Raw genomic sequence first — 24,882 nt, 5'->3', positions numbered from 1 at the left:
GTGTTGCGCTCCCGCTTCGCGGGAGCGCTGGCGGGATGCTGCGCATCCTGCTCAATCCCCATGCTGCGCATGGGGATTGATGCTCCGTTCGCTGCGCTCTCGGAGCTGGTTCGGGCTGCGCTCACCTGGAGGCTTCCGCTGCGCTCCAGCCTCGTGGGCAGGTTCGCTGCGCTCTCCTGCCCTGGCGTTCCTTCGGCTTCGCCTGCGGAACTTAGGCCCGCTGACGCGGGCCGGGCTGGCTGTAAGGGTGGGTGGCTGGTTGAGGTCTTAGGGTGTTGGTGTCTCGACTGCATCAAAGTGATGCAGTCTGTACCTTTGGCAGAAACATGGGACACCCTAGGGGTGAGATCCTCGCCTGAATGAATTCAGGCGTTGAGGGGGCACGAAGATGTCAGCGATTCGGCTCAAGGAGCATCAGGTAGCTCAACGCTCCGCGTTTCGCCGGTGGGTGGGGTTCCCTGAAAGGGCACCTGTGTCCCCGCAGGGTGCCCGGGGCACGATCGTGTCCGCGACCGGCTCGGGCAAGACGATCACGGCCGCCGCATGCGCGCTGGAGTCGTTCGCGGGCGGTCGGATCCTGGTCATGGTGCCGACCCTGGACCTGCTCGCGCAGACCGTCGAGGCCTGGCGTCTGGTGGGCCACACCGCGCCGATGGTCACGGTGTGCTCGCTGGAGAACGACCCGGTCCTGGGCGCGTTGGGGGTGCGCACCACCACCAACCCGATCCAGCTCGCCCTGTGGGCCGGACACGGACCCGTCGTCGTGTTCGCCACGTACGCCTCGCTGGTGGACCGCGAGGACTTCGACGACCCTGCGGGTCAGCGGAAGGTGTGCGGGCCGCTGGAGGCCGCTCTCGCGGGCGGGGAGCAGCTGTACGGACAGCGGATGGACGGTTTTTCGCTCGCCATCGTCGACGAGGCGCACTCAACCGCAGGCGATCTTGGCAAGCCATGGGCGGCGATCCACGACAACGCCCGCGTCCCCGCCGACTACCGGCTCTACCTCACCGCAACCCCCCGCATCCTCGCCGCGCCCCGCCCGCAGAAGGGCCCGCACGGCCAGGAGGCGGAGATCGCGTCCATGGGCCAGGACTCCGAGATCTACGGACCATGGCTGGCCGAGCTGGGACTCTCGGAGGCGATCGAACGCGAAATCCTCGCCGGATTCGAGATCGACGTCCTCGAGATCCGCGACCCCTCCCCCGTCCTCGGGGAATCCGAAGAGGCGCAGCGCGGCCGGCGCCTGGCCGTGCTCCAGACCGCACTCCTGGAACACGCCGCGAAGTGGAACCTCCGTACGGTGATGACCTTCCATCAGAAGGTGGAGGAAGCAGCGGCCTTCGCGGAGAAGCTGCCGGAGACCGCCGCGGAGCTGTACGCCAACGACACCTCCGAGGACGGCCTGGTGGCCGCGGACCGGCTCCCCGCATCATCGATCGACGCCGACTTCTACGAACTCGACGCCGGCCGCCACGTACCACCAGAGCGCGTCTGGTCGGCATGGCTGTGCGGCGACCACCACGTCACCGAACGCCGGGAAGCTCTGCGCCAGTTCGCAGAGGGCATCGACGCCAACAACCGGCGCGTGCACCGCGCGTTCCTCGCCAGCTGTCGCGTACTCGGAGAAGGCGTCGACATCACCGGCAAACGAGGCGTGGAAGCCGTCTGCTTCGCCGACACCCGTGGCTCCCAGGTCGAGATCGTGCAGAACATCGGCCGCGCACTCCGCCTCAACAAAGACGGCTCCACCAAGGTCGCACGGATCATCGTGCCCGTGTTCCTGAAGCCCGGCGAAAACCCCACCGACATGATCGCCAGCGCCTCGTTCCGCCCGCTCGTAGCTGTGCTCCAGGGTCTGCGCTCGCATGATGAACGACTCGTCGAGCAGCTCGCCTCCCGCGCCCTCACCAGCGGAAAGCGCACGGTCCACATCCAGCGGGACAAGAACGGCCGGATCGTCGGGGCCGGCGGCGAAGATGACGGCGCCGACCAGGAGCAGGACGACAGCAACGCCACTGCCGAGTCCGTGCTGCTCCGCTTCTCCTCCCCCAGAGACGCGGCCACGATCGCCGCGTTCCTGCGCACTCGGGTCTACCGGCCCGAGTCGCTGGTGTGGCTGGAGGGCTACCAAGCCCTGCTGTGCTGGCGGGCCGAGAACGAGATCACCGGCGTCCACGCCGTGTCCTACGACGTGGAGCTCGAAGTGGGGGTGACCAAGGACTTCCCCCTCGGCAGGTGGGTGCACCAGCAGCGCAAAGCACTACGGGCCGGGGAACTGGAGGAGCGGCGCAAGACCCTGCTGGACGCCCCGGAAGCCGGGATGGTGTGGGAGCCGGGCGAGGAAGCCTGGGAGAACAAGCTCGCCGCGCTCCGCTCCTACCGGCGGGCCACCGGACACCTCGCACCCCGCCAGGACGCAGTATGGGGCGAGAGCGAGGCGATGGTGCCCATCGGACAGCACATCGCCAACCTCCGCCGGAAGGGGCAGAAGAACGGCCTGGGCAAGGCCCCGGTGCGCGCCGCCGTACGTGCGGCGCAGCTAGCGGAGATCGACCCGGACTGGAACTGCCCGTGGCCGCTGGACTGGCAGCGGCACTACCGCGTCCTGGCCGACCTCGCCGCCGACGAACCCGACGGCCGGCTCCCCGACATCGCACCCGGCGTACTCATGGACAGCGACGACATCGGCAAATGGCTGAAGCAGCAGAAGCAGCCGGGCAACTGGGCACGGCTCCTTCCCGAGCAGCAGGAGCGGCTGACCAAGCTGGGCATCCAGCCCGCCCCGACAGCCACTCGTACGACGAAGGGACCGAGCAAAGCGCAGCAGGCATTCCAACGAGGCCTGACAGCCCTCACGCAGTGGGTCGAGCGGGAAGGCGCCCACCGGCCGGTGCCGCGCGGACACAGCGAACCGATCGCCGTCGACGGCGAAGCGGAGCCAGTGATTGTGAAACTGGGCGTATGGATCACCAACACCAAGACCCGGCGCGACAAACTCGACGCCGAGCAGCTGGGCGCACTAAGGGAGTTGGGCATCACCTGGGCGTAACGCTTGTGCGGTAAGGCTAGTGAGTCCGATTGCGGTTCGGTACACATCGCCGTCTCTCGGTATCTCGAGGTTCCACGTCTGCGAGGTGTCTGCGTGCCTCGCCAGCGTCCCGGCTTCGAGGGGGCTGCTTGTCCTTGGCGGCCTTCTTGAGCTTGGAGTCCGCGGTCACCTTCACGCTGTAGGCAGTGGGGGTGGTGATCGCCTCGCCTGTGGAGGGGTTGCGGCCCGTGCGCTCGGCCCGGTGGGTGTGTTCGTTGTGACGAGGATTTTTAGTTGGCGTACAAGGAGGGGTAGTTGGTGTGTCGATCTCCTGGTCTGGCCATGCAGGGAAGCGGAGCACACGAAGATCAGTGATGAGATCCCGTCCGGTCGGAAGGTTGGGCGGGATCTCTGTATCTCTGACTCCTGTTCCACGTGGTGGTGGAGTTGTGTGATCCCCGTGCGGCGGAGCACGGTGAGGAATCGGCGGCCGGGTATCACCGGCGCAGCCGTCGGCGTTCCAGGGCGAAGGCCAGGCCGTTGAGGGTGAGTGTGGCCCCGGCGAGTACTGCTTGCGGGGCGCCCTTCTTCGGCGGGTCCATGAAGGCGGTTCCGGGGTAGGCGATGGCCGACATCTGGGTGATCCAGTACAGCGAGGCGGCACCGGTCGCCAGTTTCAGTCGCTCGCCGGAGGCGTCGGCTCCGCGGCCCCACAGTGCCCACAGCCCGATGGCGCCGAGCGCGGCGCCGGTGCTCATGGTCTGGGCGTTGTGGAATTTCGCGTGTGGCGGCCAGTTGGGGTTGTGGATGTGTGTTTCGTTCCAGTCGGCGATGTAGGCGCCGCACATGGTGCTGATGGAGGTCAGTGACAACAGAACGCGTCCAGGACTGACGACGGCCATGGCTCTCCTCGGGCCGGGGGGGGATCGGCCGACCCTCCCTACTGTGAAACAACTTGTCCCATAGTAGGGGCGGGGCATCGCGTGCCAGACTGGGGGCGGAGAAGGGAGACATGTGTGAGTCCCATGCCGGCGCCCCCGACGCAGACCGCAGGAACGCAACGGGTCGATCCGCGTATTACGCGGAGCAGATCGGCGGCGTTGACGGCGGTACGCGAGCTGCTGCAGGAAGGCGGCTTGCCGGCCATCACGCACGTGAACGTTTCCTCGCGCAGCGGTGTGGGGCGTAGCACCCTGTACCGTCACTGGCCCGACGTCACCGATCTCCTGCGTGATGCGCTCGCCGGGCAGATGGCCCGCAGTCACAGCATCCCGAAGGGGGATCTGCGGGAGGATCTGCTGGCCGAACTCGACCTGGCCCGCGGCCAATTGACCGACCCGGCGACCGAGCGGATCATGCGAGTGGTGATCGAGCGCGCCGACAGCAGTCCCGCCTTCGCGGCGCTGAAGAGGGACTTGTACCGCGAGGGCAGCCGGACGACCGCTGCTGTCATCGAGGATGCGGTGGCCCGAGGAGAGCTGTCGACGGCCACTGACGTGGAATTCGCCGTCGCCCAGCTTCTCGGGCCCCTGTTCTTCCGGCGGCTCGTGGCAGGCGCACGGCTCGAGCGCGCCGACGTCGTCTGTGTCGTTGACGCCTTCTTGAGCCGCGGGGCTGTGGCCGACGGGCGAAGGTTGTCGGGATAGCCTCGCCGCGGTGGCGCGCCTGTGTGGCGGTGTGGACCAGGACGAGCTGACCGGGATCATCGACTCCGCGGGTGCGTACATGATGGTCCGTCACGCCCACGCTGCCCGGCTGTTCCGGCGCCGGCGAGCGGTCCACATCCTGTGTTCCGCTGGCGGCCGCATGTTGTGGAGGGGTGAGTTCACGGCGAGCACCTGCCTGCAAGAGCGCCCCGCTGGCCGCGGGCCGGGTGCTTGGTTTCCTGGATTCTCAGGAAACCCTGCGGGTTATCCGCCTCACCGGCTGACGCCATCCGGGGCTGAGGGGTGTCATCTGCTGGTAGCTCCGTTGTGCTGCCACGACGCTTTGTCTACTCGGCCAGATCGTCTTGGTAGACCACGGACACAGCCCGCATCCCGAGCGCCTCGTAGAAGGCGCGACCGTGCTGATTGCGGGGCGAGCAGTGGACGATCAACGGCGCCAGGGCGTGTTCTCTTGCCCAGGTGCGGACGTGGTCGACGAGCAGGCGTCCTTTTCCGTTGCCGCGGTGCTCCGGTGCGACCCACAGTTCGTGGATCACGCAGCATCCTCGTTCGTCCGGGCCGGCCAGGATGTAGCCGTACTCGGTGCGGTACTTCATCCCGTTTGCCGGGGCCGGGCGGTCGGGGTCGAACGGCACGGTCACGCCCTCCAGGGCCAGTGGTGGACTTGTCGGTTCTGAGGCGGCGGGAAACGACGCCGGTTCTCGCTCGCCTTGCGGACGGACCCGCACCGGTCAGCCGAGCTTCCTCTCATAAAGTCGCAGCATGGAGGGAAAGGAAGCAGCTCAGGCCGAATTGAACGCCGCCTCTGCAAGGGCCCGCTCCGAAGGCCCGACGGGGAAGAACATCACGGCCTTCGAGGATGCAGTCATCCGCCTCGCAGCAGCCCATGGCGTCACCCTGGCTCCCGCGGCCCCGCCACCGGGCAGCTGCGGACGGATCCGAGCTGACCCGACCTCGCTCCGCCGACGATGATCCGGTTGTGGAGCTCTGCCGCCGTATCGCGCCTCCACTCGGCCGACGACGAGGGCCGGAAGCTCGAGCACCTCGATGATGATGAACGCGAGAAGCAACGCGAGGTCTGGTTCGAGGCCGCGGCGAGGGCACAGGATGCGGTCTCCATGTACGCGTTCAAAAGCGACCTCAACCGGTTCGACGTCGAGAAGCAGCTCCGTCAGGTCACTCGGAACCCACCGAAGCAGGAGGAGTAGAAACTTCGGGAGCGGCCGTAATGGTCGCGATTCCCGGACAGGGGGGCCAGGCTCCCTGCTTGGCTACCAGTTCATGTGGCTGGGCATGCCGCACTTCCCGGAGGCGTCCCGCGTGGGACATTGCCCCAGCCGAGCATGAAGAGCGCCATGGCCAGCGCCAGCACTACGAGCATGACGGCGAGGCCGGTACGCGTGGCCAGGAACCGGCTGATACGGGTGCCGGAGCTGCCAAGCCGTTTGTCGCGGTACACCGTGGCCCGGCGCAGGTTCCAGACAGCGCAGACGGCGACGGTGATGGCACCGAAGGCCGCCGAGGATGAGCGCGTACATGATCCGGACCAGGACGTTAATGATCATCGTCGTTCCCGCGCTGCTCGATGCGCCGGGCGTGGAAGTAGTTCCAGCCCACGGAGCCGAGAAAAATGCACCCGCCGTTGATGACGGCGTTCCACTTTCCCGTGACGGCTCCGATGGCGCCCAGAACGGCGAACACGACCAAGGCGTACAGGACGAGCCTCGTGGGCTTCCCCATCTTCGCCCTCGTTGTGCTCCGGCCGGTCGGAACGGCGCCACCACCACTGGAACAGGAGGTGGACCCCCGTGCCGCTGACGCCCGCGCCGATCGCCATGTCCCACTTGCCGGTGATGAACCCGAGGGCGCCGAAGACCATGACGACCGTGGCAACGTTCACCACGATCTCCAGGACGGTGAGCGGCTTCGGCGGGTCCGCAACCACACCCACGAACTTGAGCCGCCGTTTGGCACGCGGCTTCATCGGTTCGCCTTTGCCAGACTGAGTGCGTCACGGATGTTCTTGACGGTGGCCACGAACAGCGCGCAGAGGACGGCCCCCAAGAGGGCCCACAGCCACCACGGCATGACCACGGCGACATCGGAACCGAATCCGCTCCAGGTGCTGCCGCCGACCCCGCCAGCGGCGACGCCGCCAGTGGTGGCGGGCATCGCACCGAGCTTCTTCAGGCGCTTGATCACTTGGGGCCCTTCTTCCATGTGCGCCGCATGCGCCACCAGTTCCAGACGGACGAGGCAATCAGCGCGCCGGTGCAGGCCGCCTGCACCGAGTAGCGCCATACGGAGGCCTCGACGCCGGCCGCGAGGCAGCAGCCCACGACGAGCCCGATCTGGACGGCATGGAACCTCCGGCTGCGCGGCGGCCCGCTGGGCGAGATCCACTTCATCGGTTCGCCTTCGCCAGCCGGACCATGTCACGGACGTTCTTGACGATGATCACGATCAGTGGGAGGAGAACGATTCCTACGAGGGCACACAGCCACCACGGCACGACGGCGCCGCCGGATCCGCCCCAGGCGGCGCCGCTCGCCCCGCCCGCCGCGCTGACCGCAGCACCGCCCGGCACGGCGCGGAGGTTCTTCTTCAGGTGCTTCTTCATCGGCGCTTCACCTCGCGGCGCATGAGGCGGTCGAGGCGCGTCAGCAGGGCCTGGCGCTCGGCACGCTGCCTGCGCCGCTTGCGGCGGGCAGCGCGGATGACGCTGCAGGCGAGGGCGGCGGGCATGAAGGTGCCCCCCAGCCGCCACCCGTTCGAGGTGTCCGAGTCCGTGGCGTTGGCAATGCCGAGGATGGTCAGTGCGATGAGCAGGACCCGGTCCGTCCAGTCCATGTGGAGCTTCACTTCGGCTTCCTCTTCCCTGCGCGCCGCTTGCGCCGGTCGCTGCGGAGGTGCCAGGCCAGAAAGCTGATGACGTAGACGCCGATGGCCAGCTCGCGCACGCGGCCCCAGCCGGTGCGGCTCGTGACGACGTTGCAGATGGTGGCCATGATCAGCACGACCAGGGCGACGACCAGCCACTTGTCCGAGCGCGTCACCTGTGTCCCCGGGCGTGCGCGCGTGCCCATCGGACCAGGACGATCCCGAAGGCGCAGAGGACGAGCGGCGCGACGCCTGCCCACCACGTGGCTTTGAAGGCGAAGATCCCGATCAGGCCGAGGATTTCCGCAAGGACGGCGCCGCAGAGGGTGACCCGGGCCGCGCCCCGCTGCACCGCGGCGTTCACACGCGGCAGGTGCGTGCCGTCGCGGCGCTGCTTGTACCGGCCGTAGAAGGCCGGCCCGATCAGGGCGGCGAAGAGGAGCACCAGGAACGGCCCCTCTGCCCCGTCGGGCAGCAGGGCGGATATGAGGCTCCCGGAGCCTCTGCCGCTGTGGGCCGGGGTCATCACGTGCTGTCTTTCCGCTCGATAAGCCCCCGGCTGTCGATGTGTCCGGGGGACGCTAGGCGGCGGGCCGGACGCGGCGGAAATTGATCATGGGTGTTCGTTGCATGTCTCACACGGTTCGCCGGCCGAGCGCCTCGATCGCGAGTAGACGCAGCAGACCCGCAAGATCGCCCGACACCCGCAGTCGCCGCAGCGACAGGCCGCTCTTCCATCGCGTCGGTGAGTTCAGCGCGTAGCGCGCGGCTCGGTCTCCGATGCAGCCGGTCTCGCGCAGGTGGACGCCCTGTGCGGTTACTTGACGCCGTCGGCCGGCCGTCTGCCCCGCTACTGGCCGGAAGTTCCCCTGTGGATGCCGTCGATGGGCGAGCGCCTCGACGCTGCCCTCGCGCTGGATGCGGCCGGGGCCACGGGCCCCGACCAGCGGCTGCTGCGCATCCTGCTCCGCGGCGACCAGGCCGCGTTCGAGCAGGCGCTGCACGAACGGCTCGTCACCCACCGAAGCGCCGCCGGTGAAGAGGCCGGGCCCGAGAGCCTGCTCCCCCTGGGCGCGATCGGTCTGTCCGTGCTGGCCGTGCAGGTCCACGGCTGGGACCTGCAGACGACCTCTGCCTATCTGCCCGCCTCCCTCCTGCAGGCGCCCACCCCGGCTCCGAGCCCGACCTGAATTACAGGTGGGCGGTGAGGAGATTGGCGTCGAGTGGGCCCAGGTCGGCAGTGTGACGGGCGCGGGCGTAGCCGGTCAGTATCCGTTTGGCGGCGATCATTGATTCCTGGGAGCGGCGGCCGAGGAGACGCGTCCAGGCGGTGACCGCGCGGTCGAGGTCCTCTTCGGGCACGGTGTCGTGCAGGAAGTCGATCCGGTGCGCGGTGGCGGCGTCGAACTCGCGGCTGGTCAGCATGAGTTCGCGGATGCGGGAGACTCCGACCTCGGTGATGAGGCGGCCGGTGGCCCCTCCCCATGCGGGCGGCAGTCCGAGGCCTACTTCGGGCATGCGGTAGCGGCTGGTGTCGGCGCCGACGCGGAGGTCGCAGTAGGAGACGAGGGCGAGGCCGGCACCGGTGACCCGGCCGTGGAGGCGCGCGATGGTGATGGCGTCGGTGGTCTCCAGTGCCTGACAGAGCCGGAAGCCCTTGTCGACGATGCGGCGCAGGGCCGCGCCGGTCGGGTCGGCCTTGCGTGCGTCGGCGAACTCGCTGCGGTCGGCTCCCAGGCAGAAGTCGTCGGCCAGCGAGGACAGGACCAGGACCTTCACGTCGGTGCGCTCGGTGAGGCTGTCGAGCAGTCGCAGGAGGTCGTCGATGGCGGCGACGTCGAGGACGGCGTCCGTGCGGCCGGCGTGGAGCCGGGCGTGCAGGACGGGCCCGTCCTGGTCGAGGTGGAGGGTTTTGTAGCCGTCGGAGGGCTGGAGGTGGTCGGTCATGCGAGGGTGAGGTCCAGGTTCAGGAGGCGGCGGAAGGCGACGCGGGGCGCCCAGGTGGGCGGGCGTACGAGGGTGGGGCGGGGGATGCGGCGGGTGAGTTGGGTGATGAGGGTCTGTGCTTCCAGGCGGACCAGGGGGGCGCCGAGGCAGTAGTGGACGCCGCCGCTGAAGGCGAGGTGGCCCCCGGGGTTTCGGTGCGGGTTGTAGGTGGCGGGGTCGGCGTGCCGGTGCGGGTCGTGGTGGGCGGCGCCGATCAGGAGGTGGGCCATCTCGCCCTCGCGGATGTGGCGGCCGGCCAGGCGCATGTCGTGGGAGGCGACGCGGCTGATGACGTGGGTGGGTGGGTCGTAGCGCAGGCTCTCCTCCACGGCGCCCGGGACGAGTTCGGGGTCGGCGGCGACCGCGTCCCAGTGCAGGGGGTGTTCGACGAGGTGGAGGACCGCTTGGGACAGCAGGGTCGCGGTGGTCTCCAGCGCGGCCAGCAGGACGAAGCGGGCCAGGTGGTAGACCTGGTGGTCGGCCTGGTCGCGGTCGGTTTCGAGGGTGTCCCAGGTGCGGATCCACTGCGAGACGGGGTCGTCTCCCGGGCGGGCGCGGCGAGCGCGGACGAGGTCGGTGAAGTACGTGCGCAGTTCCACGGTTGCGGCGTCGGAGCGGGCGAGCTGGCTCGCGGTCGGCAGGAGTTCCTGGGTGAACACCTGGTCGTGGGTGAGCTCGCGCAGCCGGGGCCAGTCGGCGCGGGGTAAACCCAGCCAGTGTCCGACCGTGGCGATGGGGAGCTCCTCGCCGACCAGGGCTGCGAAGTCGGCCTCCCCGTGGCGGAGTTGTTCGTGGAATGTGTCGAGGAGGCGGTCGGTGGCTGTCGTGATCACGGGGAGGAGACGGCCGATGGCGGCGCGGTCGAAACCGTCGGCCGCCCGGCGTATTCGGGCGTGTTCCGGCCCGTTGAGGTTGGGCAGGGCGTGGCTCATCTCCTGCGAGGACGGCGCGGCCCAGCGGGTGCCCCGGCCCTGCCGCTCGCGCCAGCGCCGGTCGGGTTCGCACCACTGCCGGTCGCGCAGGACCTGGTCGCACTCGGCGAACCCGGTGACCAGGTGGCCGCCCCAGGGTGCGGGGCTGACCGGTCCTGATGCAGCGAGTTCGGCGTAGTGAGGGAGTGGATTTGCCTGCCCCTGGGGGGTGCGCAGGCGCGAGAAGACTCTGACGGTGGCGCGGCGAAGATCCTGCGGCAGTACGGCGATTCCCACTGTGCTCCTTTCCGAGCATCAGCCGCCATGGATACCCACAAGATCATTTGAGTATCCAATGGCACCGCAGGAAAGTGGAGTTGCCTGCGTCACTCGCCCCTGGTCCATGCCACGAAGCGGCTGAACAGTCCCGCCTTGCGCTTTTTGCCCTGGCCGGACTCGTCATCGACGCCGGCTCCGGTGGAAGCGGAGGCGGCCGGCTCGGCCGCGGGCGGCTGGAGGCCGGGCGTGGGCCGGGACACCGCCGGGGCGGCGGACTCGTACGGGGCGGAGGCGGTGGAGACGGCCCGTGGGGAGAAGCGCACGGGCAACGCGGCCAGCGCGCGGCTCCACGGCGAGGGCACCCAGTCGAGCGCCGAGAAGGGCCTGTCGAGCTCCAGGTCGGGCAGCCGGTTGAGCAGGCACTCGACCGCCGTCACCGCGATCAGCAGCGCCGGGTCCTTCGCCGGACACGCGTGGGGTCCCGCCCCGAACGCGAGATGGGCCTTCGAGTTGAGCTGGGCCCGGTGCTCGGTCAGCCGCGGATCCGTGTTGGCCGCGGCGAACGAGATGAGCACCGGATCGCCGGCCCGCAGCCTCCGCTCGCCGAGTTCGATGTCCACCGTCGGGTAGTGACCGGCGTAGTTGGCGATCGGCGCGTAGGACCACAGGGCCTGGGAGACGGCGTCCTCGACCGGAAGGCCGGTGGGCCAGTCCTCCCCCAGGTACAGGGCGGCGCTGGTGCCGATGGCCGCGGCGAGCGGCGCGGTGCCGCCGGAGAGCAGCGTGACGAGCTGCTGGAGCACGGCCTCGTCGGCCTCGGCCCGGTCGCTGGTGAGGAGGGTGTGCTGGCGGATCAGCTCGGTGGTGAGGTCGTCGCCCGGCCGGCGGTGCTTGAGCGCGATCAGCTCGGCGAGCGCCTGGCCGAGGATCTGGTCCGCGCCGGCGGCGCCCTCGAAGATGCCGGAGATCCCGGTGATGACCCGGTCGCCGATCTCGGGAGGGCAGCCGAACAGGTGGGAGAAGACCAGCAGGGGCAGGGGGCCGGCGTACTCGGCCATGAGCTCGGCGCGGCCGTGCCGGTCCGAGCTGAAGCCGCTGATGAGGTAGTCGGCGGAGGCCTGGGTCTGGCGGATCAGCGCACGCTCGTCCACGGTGGCCAGGGCAGCGGTGACGGCCTGGCGCAGCTTGGCGTGGTCGGCACCGTCGGCGAACAGGGCGTTGCGCCGCCAGGCCATCATCGGCAGGGCCGGGCTGTCGGCCGGCACCCGCCCCTCGTTCAGCGCGTTCCAGCGGCGCGCGTCGCGCGGGAAGGTGGCCGGGTTCTGCAGGATGTGCAGGGCGGCGTCGTAGCTGGTGACGAGTTCGGCCTCGACGCCGGGGGCGATGTCGACGGGCGCGCTGGGCCCGGCCTGTCGCAGGTGCGCGTAGTAGGCCTCGGGGTTGGCCGCGAAATCGGTCCCGTACAGCTGGGTGTTGCCGCCCTGGGTGTGCGCGGGGCAGCCGGGCGGTATCAGGCGGGGGTCGGTCGGCTGGGACATGCAGGGGCTCCTAGGCGGCGAGCTGGGTCATGAGGTGCTGCACGAGGGTGATCAGTGCCTCGGCGGAGGAACGCTCGTCGCGTACGTCGCACCGCACGATCGGGGTCTCGGGGTGGAGGTTCAGTGCCTCGTGCACCTCCTTGAGGGCGTACTCGGTGCCGCCCGCGAAGGAGTTCACACCGACCGTGTAGGTGAGACCGAAGGACTCGACGAGGTCGAGGACGGCGAAGGACTCGTCGATGCGCGCGGGGTCGACCAGGACGAGCGCGCCCAGTGCGCCGCGCGAGAGGTCCTCCCACATTTCGGTGAACCGCTCCTGGCCGGGCGTGCCGAACAGGTAGAGGACCAGGCTGTCGGAGAGGGTGAGGCGGCCGAAGTCCATGGCCACGGTGGTGGTCGTCTTGTTCGGTGTGTTGGTGAGGTCGTCGAGCCCCACACTGGCCATCGTGATCTGCTCTTCGGTCCGCAGCGGTTTGATCTCCGAGAGACTGCCGATGCAGGTGGTTTTCCCCACGCCGAAATGGCCCACGATGAGCACCTTCACGGCCTGGCTGACAGAGGGATCCAGGTACACGTCACACTCCGAATTTCTTCTGCAGGCCGGTGCGCACAGCACGGACGAGGTCGATGTCCACCAGTTCGGCGGCCGGGACCGGCTGGCGGACGTCGAGCAGGCCGGCCTCCGCGAGTTGGGCCAGCAGGATGCGCACGACGCCGATCGGGAACCGGGTGTGGCCGGCGACCTCGGCGACGGACAGGACTCCGCCGGTGACCACTTCCATGACCCTGCGGGCCTCGGGTGTCAGGGCGCGCAGGGCGGCCTCGGACCCGTCGGCAGAGGTCACCATCGCGGTGTGCTCGAATTCGTGCTCGGGGGGCAGGGACCGCCCGTTCGTGATCACGAAGAGCGGGACGAGGTCGGACGTCAGCTCGAGGTCCGGACCGCTGGGCTCAGACATTGCCGGGCACCCTGCCGGCCCCGGCAGAGGCCGCGATCCTGAGCTCTGCCGCATGCAGCTGGGACGTCAGGTGCTCGATGTTGCAGTCGTGGTCGGCGGAGGCCGCCAGGAGCGCCCCGTCGCCGGCGGCGATGAGGAAGATCCACCCGTGCTGGAACTCGATGGCCGTCTGCTGCCACGCCACGTCCGCGGTCGCGCCCGCGAACTGCGCGGCCGCCCGGCTGTTGGCGTGGATGCCGGTCATGGCCGCCGAGATCCGGTCGGCGAGATCGCGCGGCAGGCCCGAGGTGCCGCCGCGCGGCAGGCCGTCGCCGCCCAGCAGCACCGCGTGGCGGGCGCCGGGCACGTCGGCGAGCGCCACATCGAGCTCCTTGAGCACATCGGCCGTCTCCTCACCGGGCGCCGGCTCGGGGCTGCCGCGCCGGCCTGCCTGCGGACCGTCCACGCGAGGTGCGGACGTCATGTTGTGTCCCAGCCGGGCCACCAGACGGTGCATGCGGTAACTGATCTGCTGCATGTCCACATGGGGTTCCGCGGCCGCCGCCAGATAGGCGCCCTGACCGGCACCGATCAGGAAGATCCAGCCGTGCTGGAACTCGATGATGGTCTGCGTCCAGGACGCGGCCGGCGCGGTTCCGACGAAGGGCGCCGTGGCCCGGCTCAGGGCCTGGATACCGGACATGGCCGTGGAGATGGTCACCAGGTCCCGCTCGCCGAGGCCCTCGGTGGATGCACGGGGCAGGCCGTCGGCGGACAGCAGGACCGCATGGCGCGCGCCGGGCACGTTGTTAACGATGTCATCGAGCATCCATGACAGGTCGGAGGTGCTCACCGCTCATCAGACCCTTCGCCCAGGGGGGACTCATCGGCGCGGGCTTCAAGGGTGCCGCGCTGGAACGCACCCAGGCCCCGGCTGGATGCCCGCGGCCCGGTCTGCGTGGCCTCGTCCACCGGACGGGGCGCACGGCCCGCGGCCGGGGAGGCCGTCGGCGTCTGCCGGGCAGCACGCTTGGGCAGTCCGTGCGCGGTGCGCTGGGGAGCGACCCCGGACGGGCCCGGGCCCTGCCGCACGGGGGCGGTCGCAGGGTGGGGGGCCGGGGCGGGAGCGGGAGCCGGCGCCGCGGCCTTGGGGGTCGCCTCTTCCATGGTCCACAACTCCTCGGGCAGTCGGACGACGGCCCGCACTCCGCCGTAGCGGGAGACCCCGGTGACGTCCACCCGGAAGCCGTGCTGACGGGCGATCAGGCCGATCACGGGGAAACCGAACTTGGGCTGCGTGCCCAGCTGCTGCAGCCGCGGCGCCTCGTCGCCGGAGAGCAGGGCGGTCGCCCGCTGCCGGTCCTCGTCGTTCATGCTGACGCCGGCGTCGTCGATGACGATGCAGAGGTTGCCCTGGACACGCTGGAACGTGACCTCGATCGGAGCGTCGTGCTGCGAGAAGCTCGCCGCGTTGTCCAGCAGCTCGGCGACCGCCAGCGCCACCGGCGTGACCGCGGACGCCTTGAGGGCGAGACCACTCTGCTGCATGATCGACACGCGCTGGAAGTTGCGGATCTGGCCCTTCGCGTTCTGCACGACGTCGTACACGCTGGCCGGCCGGTTGCGGCGGCCCAGCGGCGCACCGCACATCACCGCGATGCCCTGTGCCTTGCGTGCCATCTGGGCGTTCGCGTGCGCCACGTCGAGGAGGTCGCTGAGCACCTCGTGGCCGCCGTGCTTGCGCTGCACGGTGTCCAGCAGGGCGGTCTGTTCGGCCGCAAGGCTCTGCAGGAAGCTCGCCGCGCCCTTGAGGACGCTCTTCGTGCTGTCCTCCGCGGCCTCGCGCGCCCCGGCGATGACGCTCTCCCGCTCGGAGCGGGCCGCAGCCAACTCGCCCTGTTGGGCCGCGAGTTGCGCGGTGGCGCGGCTCAGCTCCTGTTTCTGCGCGGCCTCGGCCTGGCGTCTCTTCGCGGTCACCGCTCGGTTGCGGGTAATGAGTGCGACATTCGCGGCGACGGATATCAGCGCAATCGCACCCAGGGTCCACACAAGTGCGTGGGTCATGGACACCTCTCGTGGCACGGGTAGGAGGAACTGGCGACCCGTACCCCCGCTCTCACCCCGCAGGCACGTGTCAAGTCGGCACGCTGGATGAGTTGATCAAGATCGCCGCCGGGATGCTATCAGGACCGTTTCGCCTCAACCTGCCTGCCCAGCACCCCTGTTGGAAGATTCCGTTTGGCCCGCCCGGCACCCGAATGATCCCAGCCACACACCCACCAGATTTCAGCCAGGTGTGCCCGCGCGGCCCGGGAGGGCTCCTGCCTCGGCGCTCGCGGCAAGCGGCGAGACGACCGATCGGCACCTTTCACGGCCGCCGTGGACGAGGGCAGGGGCCTCGGTGAGCAGCGTGCCCCTGGCGGTTTTCGGCAACAGCATTCGGATCGGTCCCGACGGCAGAGGGCAGGTCGGGAAGAGCTCCATCCGCTCCGGGGACCCCATGGCGTGGACCGTCATGCCGGTCCGCTCCTCGATGCGTGGCTGCGTCAGTACGTCGGCGAACGCGTTCTCGTCCAGCCGCAGGGCGGCCGAGGTCTGGAGGCGTACGGTGCCGCCGCCGGTGAGCGGCACGCTCCGGCGGGCGTCATCGGCGCTCCCGCGGCGCAGCGGCATGAAGGTGTTCATGGCCGCATCCACGCGGCGCTCACGGCGCCCGGAGCGGGCCCGGCGGTGTGCCGTGTCGTCCTCGTCGCGCCACCGCGCCCTGTGTTGGCCGTTGCTCTCCCCGATTCGCTGTGTTTCATGGGGTGCGTCGGAGTGTGTGCCGGCTCCCCGGGGGGCTGGGTTCCTGGGGGGTTACGGCGAGGTGCGGGGGCGGCGCAGTTCGGCGGGGCCCTGGCCGTACCAGCGGTGGAGGGCGCGGCGCAGGGAGCGCGGGTCGGTGTAGCCGGTGCGGGTCGCGATCGACTCCACGGTCAGTGAGGTCGCGAGCAGCTGCTCCACGCGCCGCCGGCGGGCGCATTCCAGCTCCGTGCGCCAGGTGGTGTCCTCTTCGTGGAGGCGGCGCTGCACCGTGCGGGGTGACATCCCCAGTCTGTGGGCGATGTGGGTGAGGTCGGGTGCGCCGTGGGTGAGGCTCAGTTCGACCTCGCCGCGGAAGCGGTCGAGCCACGACAGCACGGCGCGGGAGGTGGCCACCCTGGTGCGCGCGTGGTCGCGCAGGATGGCTGCCAGTACCGGATCCGCCCGCGGCAGGGGCCGGTTCGTGTCGGCGGCCGAGAAGGTGACGGAGGGCGTCTCCGCGCCGAACGCGATGTTGCGGGTGCCGTACGTCTCGGCCAGGTGCCCGTGCCGGCGCGGCGCAGGGCCGGTGAGGGTCACCCGGAGCGGGGTCAGCGGGCGGCCGGCGCCCGAGGCGGCCGCGGTGAGGATCATCGACACGGCGAACTCGGCGATGATCGGGAAGATCGGGTGGCTGGCGAACCGGCCGTGGAAGGTGACGGTGAGTCCGGCGGCATCGTGCACCGGTGTGAACGACTCCGACGGATCGGTGACGACTGCCGCGTGGCGGTCGGCGTGCTCGAATGCTTCCGTGAGCGTATCGGCGCTGGTGAACAGGTAGTCCCACACGCCGAGCGAGCCGGGGCGCCACAGCCGCCAGGGCAGCGAGCCGCCGCCGAGGTCGCGCAGCCGAGCCGCCCACTCCTCCCATATCCGTACGAGCGAGGCCGAGGGCAGCCGCACGGCCTCGTCGTCCAGGCTTGCCAGCCCGGCCACCTTCGCCAGCCGGCTTCGGTCCAGTCCCGCCGCCTGTCCCGCGCGCAGCAGCAGCCGCGTCACGTGCGGGGGAACGGTTCCGGCCGGAACCCGACCGGATGCGGACACGCCCGGACTCTATTCCAGGCCCTGGCCGGGGACAACGCTGTATTGCGCCGGGAGGCCCCGGCCGGGTGGATGCGGTGCGGTGCGGTGCGGTGCGTGCGGTCCAACTCGGCCCGCGGTCATGGGTGATAGGGGTGCCGTCGTCGGCTTCGGCGCCTGCGTGCCGTGGCGGCGGTCGCCTCTACGTTCTTGTCTGCACGGTACGGCGGTAGTGCTCGGCGATCTCGTCGCTGTCAGCCACACGCCTCGGTGCCCGCAGATGTACGCCAGCGCCTGCGCGAGGTATCTGGTCCTGAACGCCTGGCCGATGACGAACGGGTGCAGGGCCAGCGCCATCACCCGGCCGCTGTCCGCCGCATCGGCGTAGAGCTGGTCGAACTGGTCCTTGACCAGCTGCAGGAAGTCCGGACCCGTCATGCCGTGCAGGGTGAACAGTGCCAGGTCGTTCAGTTCGACGGAGTACGGCACGCTCAGCATGCCGGGCTCGTTCAGCAGGAACGGCTGGTCGTCGGCGGTCCAGTCGAGCACATAGTCCAGGCCGAGTTCGGCGAGCAGCCGCGGGGTGTGGAAGGTCTCGGTCAGCGCCGGGCCCATCCAGCCGCGCGGGCGGCGCCCGGTGGCCTTCTCGATCGTGGCGACGACGTCGGTGAGGTACTCCCGCTCCTCCTGCGGCGTCATGCCGGCCTGCAGGACGGAGTTGGTGCGGCCGTGCGCGAGCCAGGCCCAGCCGCGGGCCCGGCCGGCTTCGATGATCTGCGGGTAGTGGCCAGCCACAACACGCCGAGATCGGCGGTGAGCAGCACGGTGGGCAGCAGCAGAACACTCAGTCCCACCCACTGCCGCAGGCCCGCCCTTGAAGCCCCGTTCCGGGCAACGTGTTCGTCCATGCCACGACGCTATGAAAGGGAAGGGCGCGGCAAGGAGGGCCGAAGGCGCCACGACGCGGACCGAACGCGCCACCTCCGGCGCGCCGGCCTCCTGACCGGTACTCGCGGTCGGTTCGCGGTCGGTTCGCGGTCGGTTCGCGGTAAAGGGGGCCCGCTGGTGGAGGGGCCGCTGGTGGCCGGGCTTGCGGCGGGCGGCACGGAGAGCGAGACTCCAGATCCGCGGGCCGCGGGCCGCGGTGTGCGGGCCGCGGGTGTGCGGCACCAGAGAGCCTCCGGAGGACTGCCGGATGCGGGTTGTGGGTCCGTGCCACCGGCCTGGCCCGGCAGGCGGCGTCGTGGTCTGCTCCGCCGGCGCGACGCCGAAAGGCGGGGCCCCGCGCGGCGTGCGAAGCGGTGCGCGGGGCCCTTCAAGGATGTTGCGGTGTGTTCGTGCATCCTGTCGACGCTCGAAGTCCTGGCCAGCACCGACGTGTTTGGGGCAGGATGACGTCCGAGCGTCCCACCCGGGAACGCTCGTGGAAACCGAGCCGATCCGCCACGGAACGGCTCGAGTGATGTGAAGGACTGACGTATGGCCAGCGGCACCGTGAAGTGGTTCAACAGCGAGAAGGGCTTCGGCTTCATCGAGCAGGACGGCGGGGGCCCCGACGTGTTTGCCCACTACTCCAACATCTCCGGCAACGGCTACCGCGAGCTCACCGAGGGCGAAAAGGTCAGCTTCGACGTCACCCAGGGCCAGAAGGGCCCGCAGGCCGAGAACATCGTGCGCGGCTAACCCTCGCCCGCACCAGCACGGGGCGCCCACCAAAACGGTGGGCGCCCCGTCCTGCCTTTTCTGCCTTTTCTGCCCTTTCTGCCCTTTCTGCCCTTTCTGTCTTTTCTGTCTTTTCTGTCTTTTCTGTCTTTGTGGGCGCTCCAGCAGCTGTCGTGCGCGCACTAAGTGCTGCCGGAGCAGCGGGCCCGCGCAGGACGGACGGGGCGTGAGCCCGGCCATCACCGCCGTTGCTCCGTCCGCAAGGGAAGGCCGCGACGGCACAGGGCGCGCGGAGCGAGAGGGACGTGACGCCGTCCTCACAAGGGGGCCGGCCGTCGACACGCCCGGCCCCGTGCCGTGCCGTGCCGGCTGCCGCCACCGCAACGGATCGCTTGGCGTGCAGGCTGCACGAGCGGGTTCCCGGGCGCCCCCGCTCCCGCGGCCGCAATGCGCGCCTACGCCGTGCGGGTTCTCCCTTTGCCTGTGCGGCGCGTTGGTCCAGTGGTCCGACGAGCCGGCCTCACGCTGTCGGGGTGCAGCGCCGTCGATCAGGGAGCTTCCTCATGGCCTTCGGAAGGTGTGCGGCGGCCGCAGTCGCCGGTCTCCTGGCAGGGCTCGGCGGCACGCAGGCCGTCGCCGCACCCCAGGACCTCGTATTCCGGACCACCGACCCGGACCCGGTCGCGGCCGGCGGCCATTACACCGTGCGCCTCACATGCCCCCATGCCGACGACGTGGTCGACATCGAACGGGACTTCCCGCTCATCGGCGTGACCGCCAGCACCCACGGGAAGCAGGGCACCTACGGCCCCTACACGGTCCCCGCCGACACACCCCCCGGAGAGCACCTCTTCGACGCCTTCTGCGTGAGCCCGAGCGGAGCCGAGACCAGGGCGAACCTGGTAACCGTGAACGTCGAGGCCACCGCATCCCCCACCCCCACCCCGACCCCGCCCCCCACGGTCAAGCCCATTCCCACGCGGTCCCCCGCGGCGTCTCCCACCGACACCCCCACGCTTCCCCCGCGGCCGACCGGCACCTCGTCCCGGTCGGCCGCGCCGCTGCCCACACCCCCGAAGGGCGGCACCGGCAGTCACCCGCGCCTGGCGGAGACCGGGGCGTCCACCATGCGAACCGCCGTGGGAGGTACGGCCGTTGCACTGATCGCCGCGGGCTCGGCGGTACTGCTGCTCGTGCGCCGCCGCAACCGCCGGCACTGACCACCGGTCGCGAGTTCGTCCTTGGCATCCTTGGGGCCCGCGCCGGTCGCCTCGTGGTAGGCCTCGAGTCGGCCGTGGCGCAGAGCGCGACGGCGCCATCCCCGGTCGACAGTGATTCGGTTGTGCGGTCTTCCATGCGGAGAGGACGGAGCCTGTTCGGTCTGTCTGGCGTCGGGCGGCTGGATCACCAAGGGTTACCAGCACCGGTAGGTCCCACCTGCTGATCGCGCTGGGCACCGCTGCCGCCATGGCCGCCAGCCTGGTCAACGAGCTGGTCGAAGCCGCCGACGACCCACTCGGCAAGACCATCACCCGCTACGGACGCGTCGACCTGCTCGAAATCGATGAACTCTGCTATCTCGAACTCGACCGCCGCGGCGCCGAGATGCTCTTCCAGGTTCTGACCGAGTGCGAGGAGAAGAACAGCCTCGCCATCGCCTCGAACGCGGCCTTCAGCGGTGGGAGCACGATCTTCACCGACCCATGGCTCTGCGCAGCGATCGTGGACCGGCTCACCTTCAACGCCACCTTGATCGAGACCGGCACCGAGTCCTACCGCCCGGCCCGCACCAAAGCGAAAAGCGCAACGGGATGAAGTGAGAGACCGTCCCCCCAACTTCGCACACGATCAACACGGGGTCAGCCCCCGCCGCGGAGCGAGTTGAGGATGTGGGGCCAGGCAGCCGCCCCCAAGGCCGCGTCGGCTTCGGGCGTGCCTCCGTACAGGAATTGCGGGGATGCCGACGCGGCACTCTCACCAGGAAACCGCGTCCGGTGGCCGGCATCATGGCGGACGATCAGACGCACGGGGGCCCCAACCAAGCGTCGGCGCCCGGCCAGTTGTTCGGCGAAGGGAAGGGACGGCCACATCGCATCGTCTCCGCCTGCGACCAGCAGGAGATCGACCCGAGCCTGCTCCACGGCGATCTCCGCTGGAGTAAGCAGGTGAGCGAACGTCAGCTCGCTGCGTTCGTACCATCCGCGGATGGCGACCGGCCCGCTGCCCGGCTTGGCGGGAGTCCAGGAATCATCCAGCGGGACGAAAGGCAGCGCCTGTTCCCGCCAGGTCCAGGACGATCGATAAGGGCGCTGCGCTCCGTCGCGCCCCGGTCCGACGTTGCACCAGACGCGAGACGTGGGCGACAGCGCGATCACCACGTCCACGCGCGGATCGTGCACCGCCGTCAGCAGAGCCGCCTCGGCCCCCTTGGAGCTGCCCAGCACGCCGATGCGTTCCGCCCCGTTCGCCCGGAGGAAGCCGACGGCGGCGGTGAAGGTCTCCAGGGGGACCTCGCAGATTCCCGGAGCCTGGCCCGGCCCGCCGAACCAGCGGATCGACAAGGCCGTCATGCCCTGCTGGGCGAGGATGCGCGCTCTCTCCCGTTCGATACGCCCGCTGGAACCCGCCAGCACCACAACGCCGATGCCACTGCCGCAGGCGGGAGCGACCAGAACACCTTCCCAGGGCTCGGTCAGCTCCCGCTCAATGACAACCACGTGGCCCCCTGTCGGTCCGCCCCAGTCTGTCAGCGCAGCCCCATCGGCCGTGCTGCTCCTCCCAGACCGGCCGAACCCGCCCGCGTACCCACGGACGGCAACAATGCTGTGGTCCCACACGGCCCCGCCCTCCGGGACCATCTCAAGTCGCCCGATCTGCACCAAGCATCCGTGAAATGGGGCCAGTTGGAGTCGTCTGGGCGGAGCCGCAGAACGCCGCCCCAGCCAGCCCCCATCCTCGGCAGCCGCAGTGGAGGGGCCGAGGTCTCGGCCGGCAGGACACCCCGGCTGCGGGAGCGGTGGTACCCCGGAATCGCGGCGCCGCCCCCCCCCCTGCTCTCTTCTCTCAGCGAGCCGCTCGGCGCGGCGAGCGGCTTCGCGCTCGAGGCACGTGGACCGGGTGCTGCGTGCGCCGTGCGCCGTGGGCCGGCCGCAGCGCACGGGTGTCTGCACCCCCCTCCCGCGAACGGCGTGGCTCGGGCACCGTGTCCGGACTGTCACGGCCCCGCCCCCGCCCTCCCCCGCGGGCGCAGAGAGCAGAGAGCAGGGGGCAGGGGGCAGGGGTGGGGGGCAGGGGTGGGGGCTGCGGGAGTGTCAGCGCAGGTGGACGGCTCCGGTGTGGGCGTTCAGCGTGTAGTGGTGGCCGTGGGCGCGGGCCGTGCTGTGACCGGCGTCCAGGGCGGCGATGCGCACCCCGTGCCGGGTGATCCAGGCCTGGTAGGTGCCGTTCGCCAGCTTGGTGACGTGGGCGGTGGCGCCGTCCGCGAGCCGTATGTCGTGGGTCTTGCCGGTCTGGTTCTTGTGGTGCTTGTTCTGGTGGTCGTTGTTCTTGTGGTGCTTGTTCTGGTGGTCGTTGTTCTTGTGGTGCTTCTTCGCCGGGTGCTGGGGCACGTTCTGCTCGCTGTGCCAGCCGCCTGGGTGCACCACGCCGACGAAGCCGTTCGCCTGGTTGAGCGCATACGTGTAGCCGTGCACGCGCTGGGTCTTGTGCGCGGAGTCCAGCGCCGCGATCCGCACACCCTTGTGCGTGATCCAGGCCTGGTAGGTGTGGTTCGCCAGCCGGGTGACATGCGCGGTGCTGCCGTCGCTGAGCGGCAGGGTCTGGGTACGGCCCGCCGTGGCAGTGTGCTGGGCGGCGGAGGCGGCGGCCGCGGGCCCAGTGGACGCCGGAGCGGCCTCGGCGGTGGCGGCGACGGCGGTCACGGCACCGAGGCCGAGAACGGCGGATGCCAGAGACGTGCGGAGAATACGAGAGGTCTGCATGCGCCGGCCCCTTTCCATGAGTCGAACAAGTCGAGCGAGTCGAACGAGTTGGCTGAGTTGGCTGAGTCGAACGCGTCGTGTGGACCGCGTACTCATGAAGCTAGGCGGCACACATCAAGGCATTCCGCACAGAACATCACAGACATGTGACAGCGCCTTGAAAGTGCGCATATAGGGAGTAACTGCCCGGCTGTGGCGGGACCTTGGCCTCGGCCGGAGAAGGACCTGGAGTCCCGCGCCGCGCCCGGCTCTGCGCCGGCCGGGCCTGCCGTGTCTGCCGGGCCTGCCGTGTCTGCGGGTCCGGGTTCTGTCCGGTGATGCGGCCCAGGGGTGTGTCTGCTGATGCGGCCCAGGGGTGCGTCTGCTCGGCTGCTGGTCCTGGTTGTTGGGGTGCTCCGGTGGCCGCGTGGCCTCGGCGCTGATCCGCCGGGGCTCCCGGGGTGGCTCCCGGGTGGCTAGGTGATCGGCGTGGCGCCGGTCGCGGCGAGGGACAGGTCCCAGAGCCGGGCCGCCTCGCCGGGGTCGACGGCGTGGGCGCGGACGCCGCCGTCGTCCATGGGGGTGCCGGGGGCGCAGACGCGGGCGACGTCGCAGTCCTCCAGGTAGAGGCCGCCCCGGTGGGCGAGGAGCGGGGACGTGGCGGCCCACAGGCCGGTGGCGGCCCCCTGGGAGGGGGTTTTGAAACCGTCGCCGATGACCGTGCCGTGCTCGTCCACCCAGCCGCGGTCGATCTGCTCCCGGAGTGTCATCTCCCGCTGGAGAGCGGTGATGATCCTGCCGGGGTGCAGGGCGAAGGCCCGCACCCCGTCGCCCTGCCCGACGGCGTCGAGGTGGACCGCGAACAGGGCGTTGGCGGTCTTGGCCTGGCCGTAGGCCAGCCACTTGTCGTAGCCGGTACGAAAGTGCGGATCGTGCCAGCGGATGCCGGTCAGGGCGTGTCCGGCGGAGCTGTTGACGACGACGCGCGCGCCGTCCGCGGCGGCCAGCAGCGGGTAGAGCTCGCAGGCGAGGGTGAAGTGCCCGAAGTGGTTGGCGGTGAGCTGGCCCTCCCAGCCGGGCCCGACGCGCCGCTGCGCTGTGGCCATGACCCCGGCGACAGCCATCAGGAGATCGAGCCGCCCGAAACGGTCGCCGATGTACGCGCAGGCTGCGCGGACACCGGCGAGGTCGGCCAGGTCCATGGCAATGACCTCGCAGTTGTTCACCTCCTTCAGCGCGGCACGGGCAGCGTCGGGGCGGCGTGCGGGAACGATGACCCGGGCTCCGGCGGCCGCCAGCGCCCGGGTGGTCTCCAGGCCGAGCCCCGAGTAGCCCCCGCTCACCACGGCCGTCCTTGCGGAGAGGTCGAGGCCGGCCATGACGTCTTCGGCGGTGCTGGAGGCGGAGAAGGGCGAGCCGCGGGGCTGCTGCTGATCGGTGAAGGACATGCCGTGGACGCTACGATCTAGAGCAAGGTCTAGATCAAGTCCGGGAGTGAGCGGCATGACCAGCACCGGGGCTCCTATGCAGTCGCTGGGCATCGGCGAGGTCGCCGAACGGACCGGGCTGAGCGTGCACGCCCTGCGCTTCTACGAGCGCGAGGGCCTGCTCGTCGGGCCTCTCCAGCGCACATCCGGCGGCCGCCGGCGCTACACCGCCCTCGATGTCGACTGGCTGCTGATCTGCGTCAAGCTCCGCGCATCCGGCATGCCGCTCGCCGACCTCAAACACTTCGCCGAACTCGTCCGCCACGGACCGGGCAACGAGGAGCAACGTCTGCGGCTGCTGGACACCCACCGCCGACGCGTCGACGCACAGATCCAGGCCCTGGAGGAATGCCGGTCCCTCATCGCCTGGAAGACCGGCGTCTACGCCGAACACCTCGCCCGCGGTGAAGCCGGCGGCCTGTGGGACCCGACCGCCTGAGGCAACCGCCCGCCCCGTGCTGCTCCGCGCGACGGTGAAGTGCCGGCCCCCCACGCGGGCGTTCGGGTTCGCCGGGCACCGCTGGAGCCGCACCCGGGCACTGATGCAAGCCAAGGCCCGCACCCGGCCGGCCAGATGCTGCCGGGTGCGGCTCGCCGTCCGGGAACGCTGTGCCGCTGAGCAGAGCGCCATCCGCGGCCAAGCACCACCCGATCTGCAGCAAGAGCAAGACAGGGGGTGTGTCGCG

General features: G+C 70.2%; 27 protein-coding genes and 4 pseudogenes. 8 read left to right on the top strand and 23 right to left on the bottom strand.

What is annotated here, in order from left to right:
- Positions 1–388: 388 nt before the first annotated feature.
- Complete coding sequence (locus OHA73_RS45705; protein ID WP_327653694.1) at positions 389–3,049, top strand: DEAD/DEAH box helicase; 2,661 nt, start codon at positions 389–391, stop codon at positions 3,047–3,049.
- Positions 3,050–3,176: 127 nt separating this feature from the next.
- Here the strand turns inward: OHA73_RS45705 and OHA73_RS45700 are convergent.
- Positions 3,177–3,302: pseudogene (locus OHA73_RS45700) on the bottom strand (HU family DNA-binding protein); the annotation flags it as partial.
- A 223-nt stretch (positions 3,303–3,525) separates the two neighbouring features.
- On the bottom strand, positions 3,526–3,930 hold the full coding sequence (locus OHA73_RS45695) for a DUF6640 family protein (RefSeq protein ID WP_327653695.1): 405 nt from the start codon (positions 3,928–3,930) through the stop codon (positions 3,526–3,528).
- A 123-nt stretch (positions 3,931–4,053) separates the two neighbouring features.
- Between OHA73_RS45695 and OHA73_RS45690 the strand changes: the two genes are divergently transcribed.
- Positions 4,054–4,674: a TetR/AcrR family transcriptional regulator gene (locus tag OHA73_RS45690; RefSeq protein ID WP_327658371.1), complete on the top strand. Its 621-nt coding sequence runs from the start codon at positions 4,054–4,056 to the stop codon at positions 4,672–4,674.
- A 347-nt stretch (positions 4,675–5,021) separates the two neighbouring features.
- Here OHA73_RS45690 and OHA73_RS45685 read toward each other — a convergent pair whose 3' ends face one another.
- Entirely contained in the window at positions 5,022–5,330 is a 309-nt protein-coding gene (locus OHA73_RS45685) for a GNAT family N-acetyltransferase (protein WP_327653696.1), read from the bottom strand.
- A gap of 342 nt (positions 5,331–5,672) precedes the next feature.
- On the opposite strand from OHA73_RS45685, the gene OHA73_RS45680 reads away from it, so the two are divergent.
- A complete protein-coding gene (locus OHA73_RS45680; protein ID WP_327653697.1) occupies positions 5,673–5,903 on the top strand; it encodes a hypothetical protein in 231 nt (76 codons plus the stop codon).
- Positions 5,904–6,249: 346 nt separating this feature from the next.
- On the opposite strand, the gene OHA73_RS45675 is transcribed toward OHA73_RS45680, so the two are convergent.
- The 7 genes from OHA73_RS45675 to OHA73_RS45645 form a co-directional block, all read right to left on the bottom strand.
- On the bottom strand, positions 6,250–6,435 hold the full coding sequence (locus OHA73_RS45675) for a hypothetical protein (RefSeq protein WP_327653698.1): 186 nt from the start codon (positions 6,433–6,435) through the stop codon (positions 6,250–6,252).
- 240 nt (positions 6,436–6,675) lie between these two features.
- On the bottom strand, positions 6,676–6,897 hold the full coding sequence (locus OHA73_RS45670) for a hypothetical protein (RefSeq protein ID WP_327653699.1): 222 nt from the start codon (positions 6,895–6,897) through the stop codon (positions 6,676–6,678).
- A complete protein-coding gene (locus OHA73_RS45665) occupies positions 6,894–7,103 on the bottom strand; it encodes a hypothetical protein (RefSeq protein WP_327653700.1) in 210 nt (69 codons plus the stop codon). The genes OHA73_RS45670 and OHA73_RS45665 overlap by 4 nt, the downstream gene beginning before the upstream one ends.
- A complete protein-coding gene (locus tag OHA73_RS45660; RefSeq protein WP_327653701.1) occupies positions 7,100–7,315 on the bottom strand; it encodes a hypothetical protein in 216 nt (71 codons plus the stop codon). Before OHA73_RS45660 ends, OHA73_RS45665 begins: the two co-directional genes overlap by 4 nt.
- Positions 7,312–7,557 (bottom strand): hypothetical protein, encoded by a 246-nt coding sequence (locus OHA73_RS45655; protein ID WP_327653702.1) that lies wholly within the window; start codon positions 7,555–7,557, stop codon positions 7,312–7,314. The genes OHA73_RS45660 and OHA73_RS45655 overlap by 4 nt, the downstream gene beginning before the upstream one ends.
- Complete coding sequence (locus OHA73_RS45650) at positions 7,554–7,751, bottom strand: hypothetical protein (protein ID WP_327653703.1); 198 nt, start codon at positions 7,749–7,751, stop codon at positions 7,554–7,556. Before OHA73_RS45650 ends, OHA73_RS45655 begins: the two co-directional genes overlap by 4 nt.
- On the bottom strand, positions 7,748–8,101 hold the full coding sequence (locus OHA73_RS45645) for a hypothetical protein (protein WP_327653704.1): 354 nt from the start codon (positions 8,099–8,101) through the stop codon (positions 7,748–7,750). Before OHA73_RS45645 ends, OHA73_RS45650 begins: the two co-directional genes overlap by 4 nt.
- Positions 8,102–8,360: 259 nt before the next feature.
- Between OHA73_RS45645 and OHA73_RS45640 the strand changes: the two are divergent.
- Positions 8,361–8,765 (top strand): annotated as a pseudogene (locus tag OHA73_RS45640) (Imm49 family immunity protein); the annotation flags it as partial.
- A 1-nt stretch (position 8,766) separates the two neighbouring features.
- Here OHA73_RS45640 and OHA73_RS45635 read toward each other — a convergent pair.
- From OHA73_RS45635 to OHA73_RS45590, 10 genes and pseudogenes are all read right to left on the bottom strand, one after another.
- Positions 8,767–9,522: an enoyl-CoA hydratase/isomerase family protein gene (locus OHA73_RS45635; RefSeq protein WP_327653706.1), complete on the bottom strand. Its 756-nt coding sequence runs from the start codon at positions 9,520–9,522 to the stop codon at positions 8,767–8,769.
- Positions 9,519–10,769 (bottom strand): cytochrome P450, encoded by a 1,251-nt coding sequence (locus OHA73_RS45630; RefSeq protein WP_327653707.1) that lies wholly within the window; start codon positions 10,767–10,769, stop codon positions 9,519–9,521. The genes OHA73_RS45635 and OHA73_RS45630 overlap by 4 nt, the downstream gene beginning before the upstream one ends.
- Before the next feature lie 89 nt (positions 10,770–10,858).
- Positions 10,859–12,289 (bottom strand): cytochrome P450, encoded by a 1,431-nt coding sequence (locus tag OHA73_RS45625; RefSeq protein WP_327653708.1) that lies wholly within the window; start codon positions 12,287–12,289, stop codon positions 10,859–10,861.
- Positions 12,290–12,299: 10 nt separating this feature from the next.
- On the bottom strand, positions 12,300–12,863 hold the full coding sequence (locus tag OHA73_RS45620) for a GTP-binding protein (RefSeq protein ID WP_327653709.1): 564 nt from the start codon (positions 12,861–12,863) through the stop codon (positions 12,300–12,302).
- A 1-nt stretch (position 12,864) separates the two neighbouring features.
- Positions 12,865–13,248 carry a DUF742 domain-containing protein gene (locus OHA73_RS45615; protein ID WP_266718590.1) on the bottom strand — a complete coding sequence of 128 codons (384 nt, stop codon included), beginning with the start codon at positions 13,246–13,248 and terminating at the stop codon, positions 12,865–12,867.
- Positions 13,241–14,056, bottom strand: coding sequence for a roadblock/LC7 domain-containing protein (locus tag OHA73_RS45610; RefSeq protein WP_267073043.1), 816 nt, complete (start codon positions 14,054–14,056; stop codon positions 13,241–13,243). The genes OHA73_RS45615 and OHA73_RS45610 overlap by 8 nt, the downstream gene beginning before the upstream one ends.
- Positions 14,057–14,076: 20 nt before the next feature.
- Positions 14,077–15,291, bottom strand: a complete 1,215-nt coding sequence (locus OHA73_RS45605) for an ATP-binding protein (protein ID WP_327653710.1) — start codon at positions 15,289–15,291, stop codon at positions 14,077–14,079.
- Positions 15,292–15,587: 296 nt separating this feature from the next.
- Positions 15,588–15,912 (bottom strand): annotated as a pseudogene (locus OHA73_RS45600) (methyltransferase, FxLD system); the annotation flags it as partial.
- A 171-nt stretch (positions 15,913–16,083) separates the two neighbouring features.
- Positions 16,084–17,112, bottom strand: coding sequence for an AraC family transcriptional regulator ligand-binding domain-containing protein (locus tag OHA73_RS45595; RefSeq protein WP_327653712.1), 1,029 nt, complete (start codon positions 17,110–17,112; stop codon positions 16,084–16,086).
- 9 nt (positions 17,113–17,121) lie between these two features.
- A complete protein-coding gene (locus OHA73_RS45590; RefSeq protein ID WP_327658648.1) occupies positions 17,122–17,883 on the bottom strand; it encodes a hypothetical protein in 762 nt (253 codons plus the stop codon).
- Positions 17,884–18,567: 684 nt separating this feature from the next.
- Between OHA73_RS45590 and OHA73_RS45585 the strand changes: the two genes are divergently transcribed.
- The 3 genes and pseudogenes from OHA73_RS45585 to OHA73_RS45575 form a co-directional block, all read left to right on the top strand.
- On the top strand, positions 18,568–18,771 hold the full coding sequence (locus tag OHA73_RS45585) for a cold-shock protein (RefSeq protein ID WP_266718581.1): 204 nt from the start codon (positions 18,568–18,570) through the stop codon (positions 18,769–18,771).
- Between the two features lie 542 nt (positions 18,772–19,313).
- Positions 19,314–19,970, top strand: coding sequence for a hypothetical protein (locus OHA73_RS45580; protein WP_327658370.1), 657 nt, complete (start codon positions 19,314–19,316; stop codon positions 19,968–19,970).
- Positions 19,971–20,166: 196 nt separating this feature from the next.
- A pseudogene (locus tag OHA73_RS45575) lies at positions 20,167–20,565 on the top strand (ATP-binding protein); the annotation flags it as partial.
- A 44-nt stretch (positions 20,566–20,609) separates the two neighbouring features.
- On the opposite strand, the gene OHA73_RS45570 reads toward OHA73_RS45575, so the two are convergent.
- From OHA73_RS45570 to OHA73_RS45560, 3 genes are all read right to left on the bottom strand, one after another.
- Positions 20,610–21,467: an acyl-CoA thioester hydrolase/BAAT C-terminal domain-containing protein gene (locus tag OHA73_RS45570; RefSeq protein ID WP_327653713.1), complete on the bottom strand. Its 858-nt coding sequence runs from the start codon at positions 21,465–21,467 to the stop codon at positions 20,610–20,612.
- A 594-nt stretch (positions 21,468–22,061) separates the two neighbouring features.
- Positions 22,062–22,730, bottom strand: a complete 669-nt coding sequence (locus OHA73_RS45565; protein ID WP_327653714.1) for a hypothetical protein — start codon at positions 22,728–22,730, stop codon at positions 22,062–22,064.
- 455 nt (positions 22,731–23,185) lie between these two features.
- Positions 23,186–24,157 (bottom strand): oxidoreductase, encoded by a 972-nt coding sequence (locus tag OHA73_RS45560; RefSeq protein WP_327653715.1) that lies wholly within the window; start codon positions 24,155–24,157, stop codon positions 23,186–23,188.
- 55 nt (positions 24,158–24,212) lie between these two features.
- Between OHA73_RS45560 and OHA73_RS45555 the strand changes: the two genes are divergently transcribed.
- Positions 24,213–24,635, top strand: a complete 423-nt coding sequence (locus tag OHA73_RS45555; RefSeq protein ID WP_267072666.1) for a MerR family transcriptional regulator — start codon at positions 24,213–24,215, stop codon at positions 24,633–24,635.
- Positions 24,636–24,882 lie beyond the last annotated feature (247 nt).

This window comes from Streptomyces sp. NBC_00483, assembly GCF_036013745.1.
Taxonomy (GTDB): domain Bacteria; phylum Actinomycetota; class Actinomycetes; order Streptomycetales; family Streptomycetaceae; genus Streptomyces.
The sequence above is the reverse complement of the archived record's forward strand: the minus strand, read 5'-3'. Positions and strand labels throughout refer to the sequence as shown.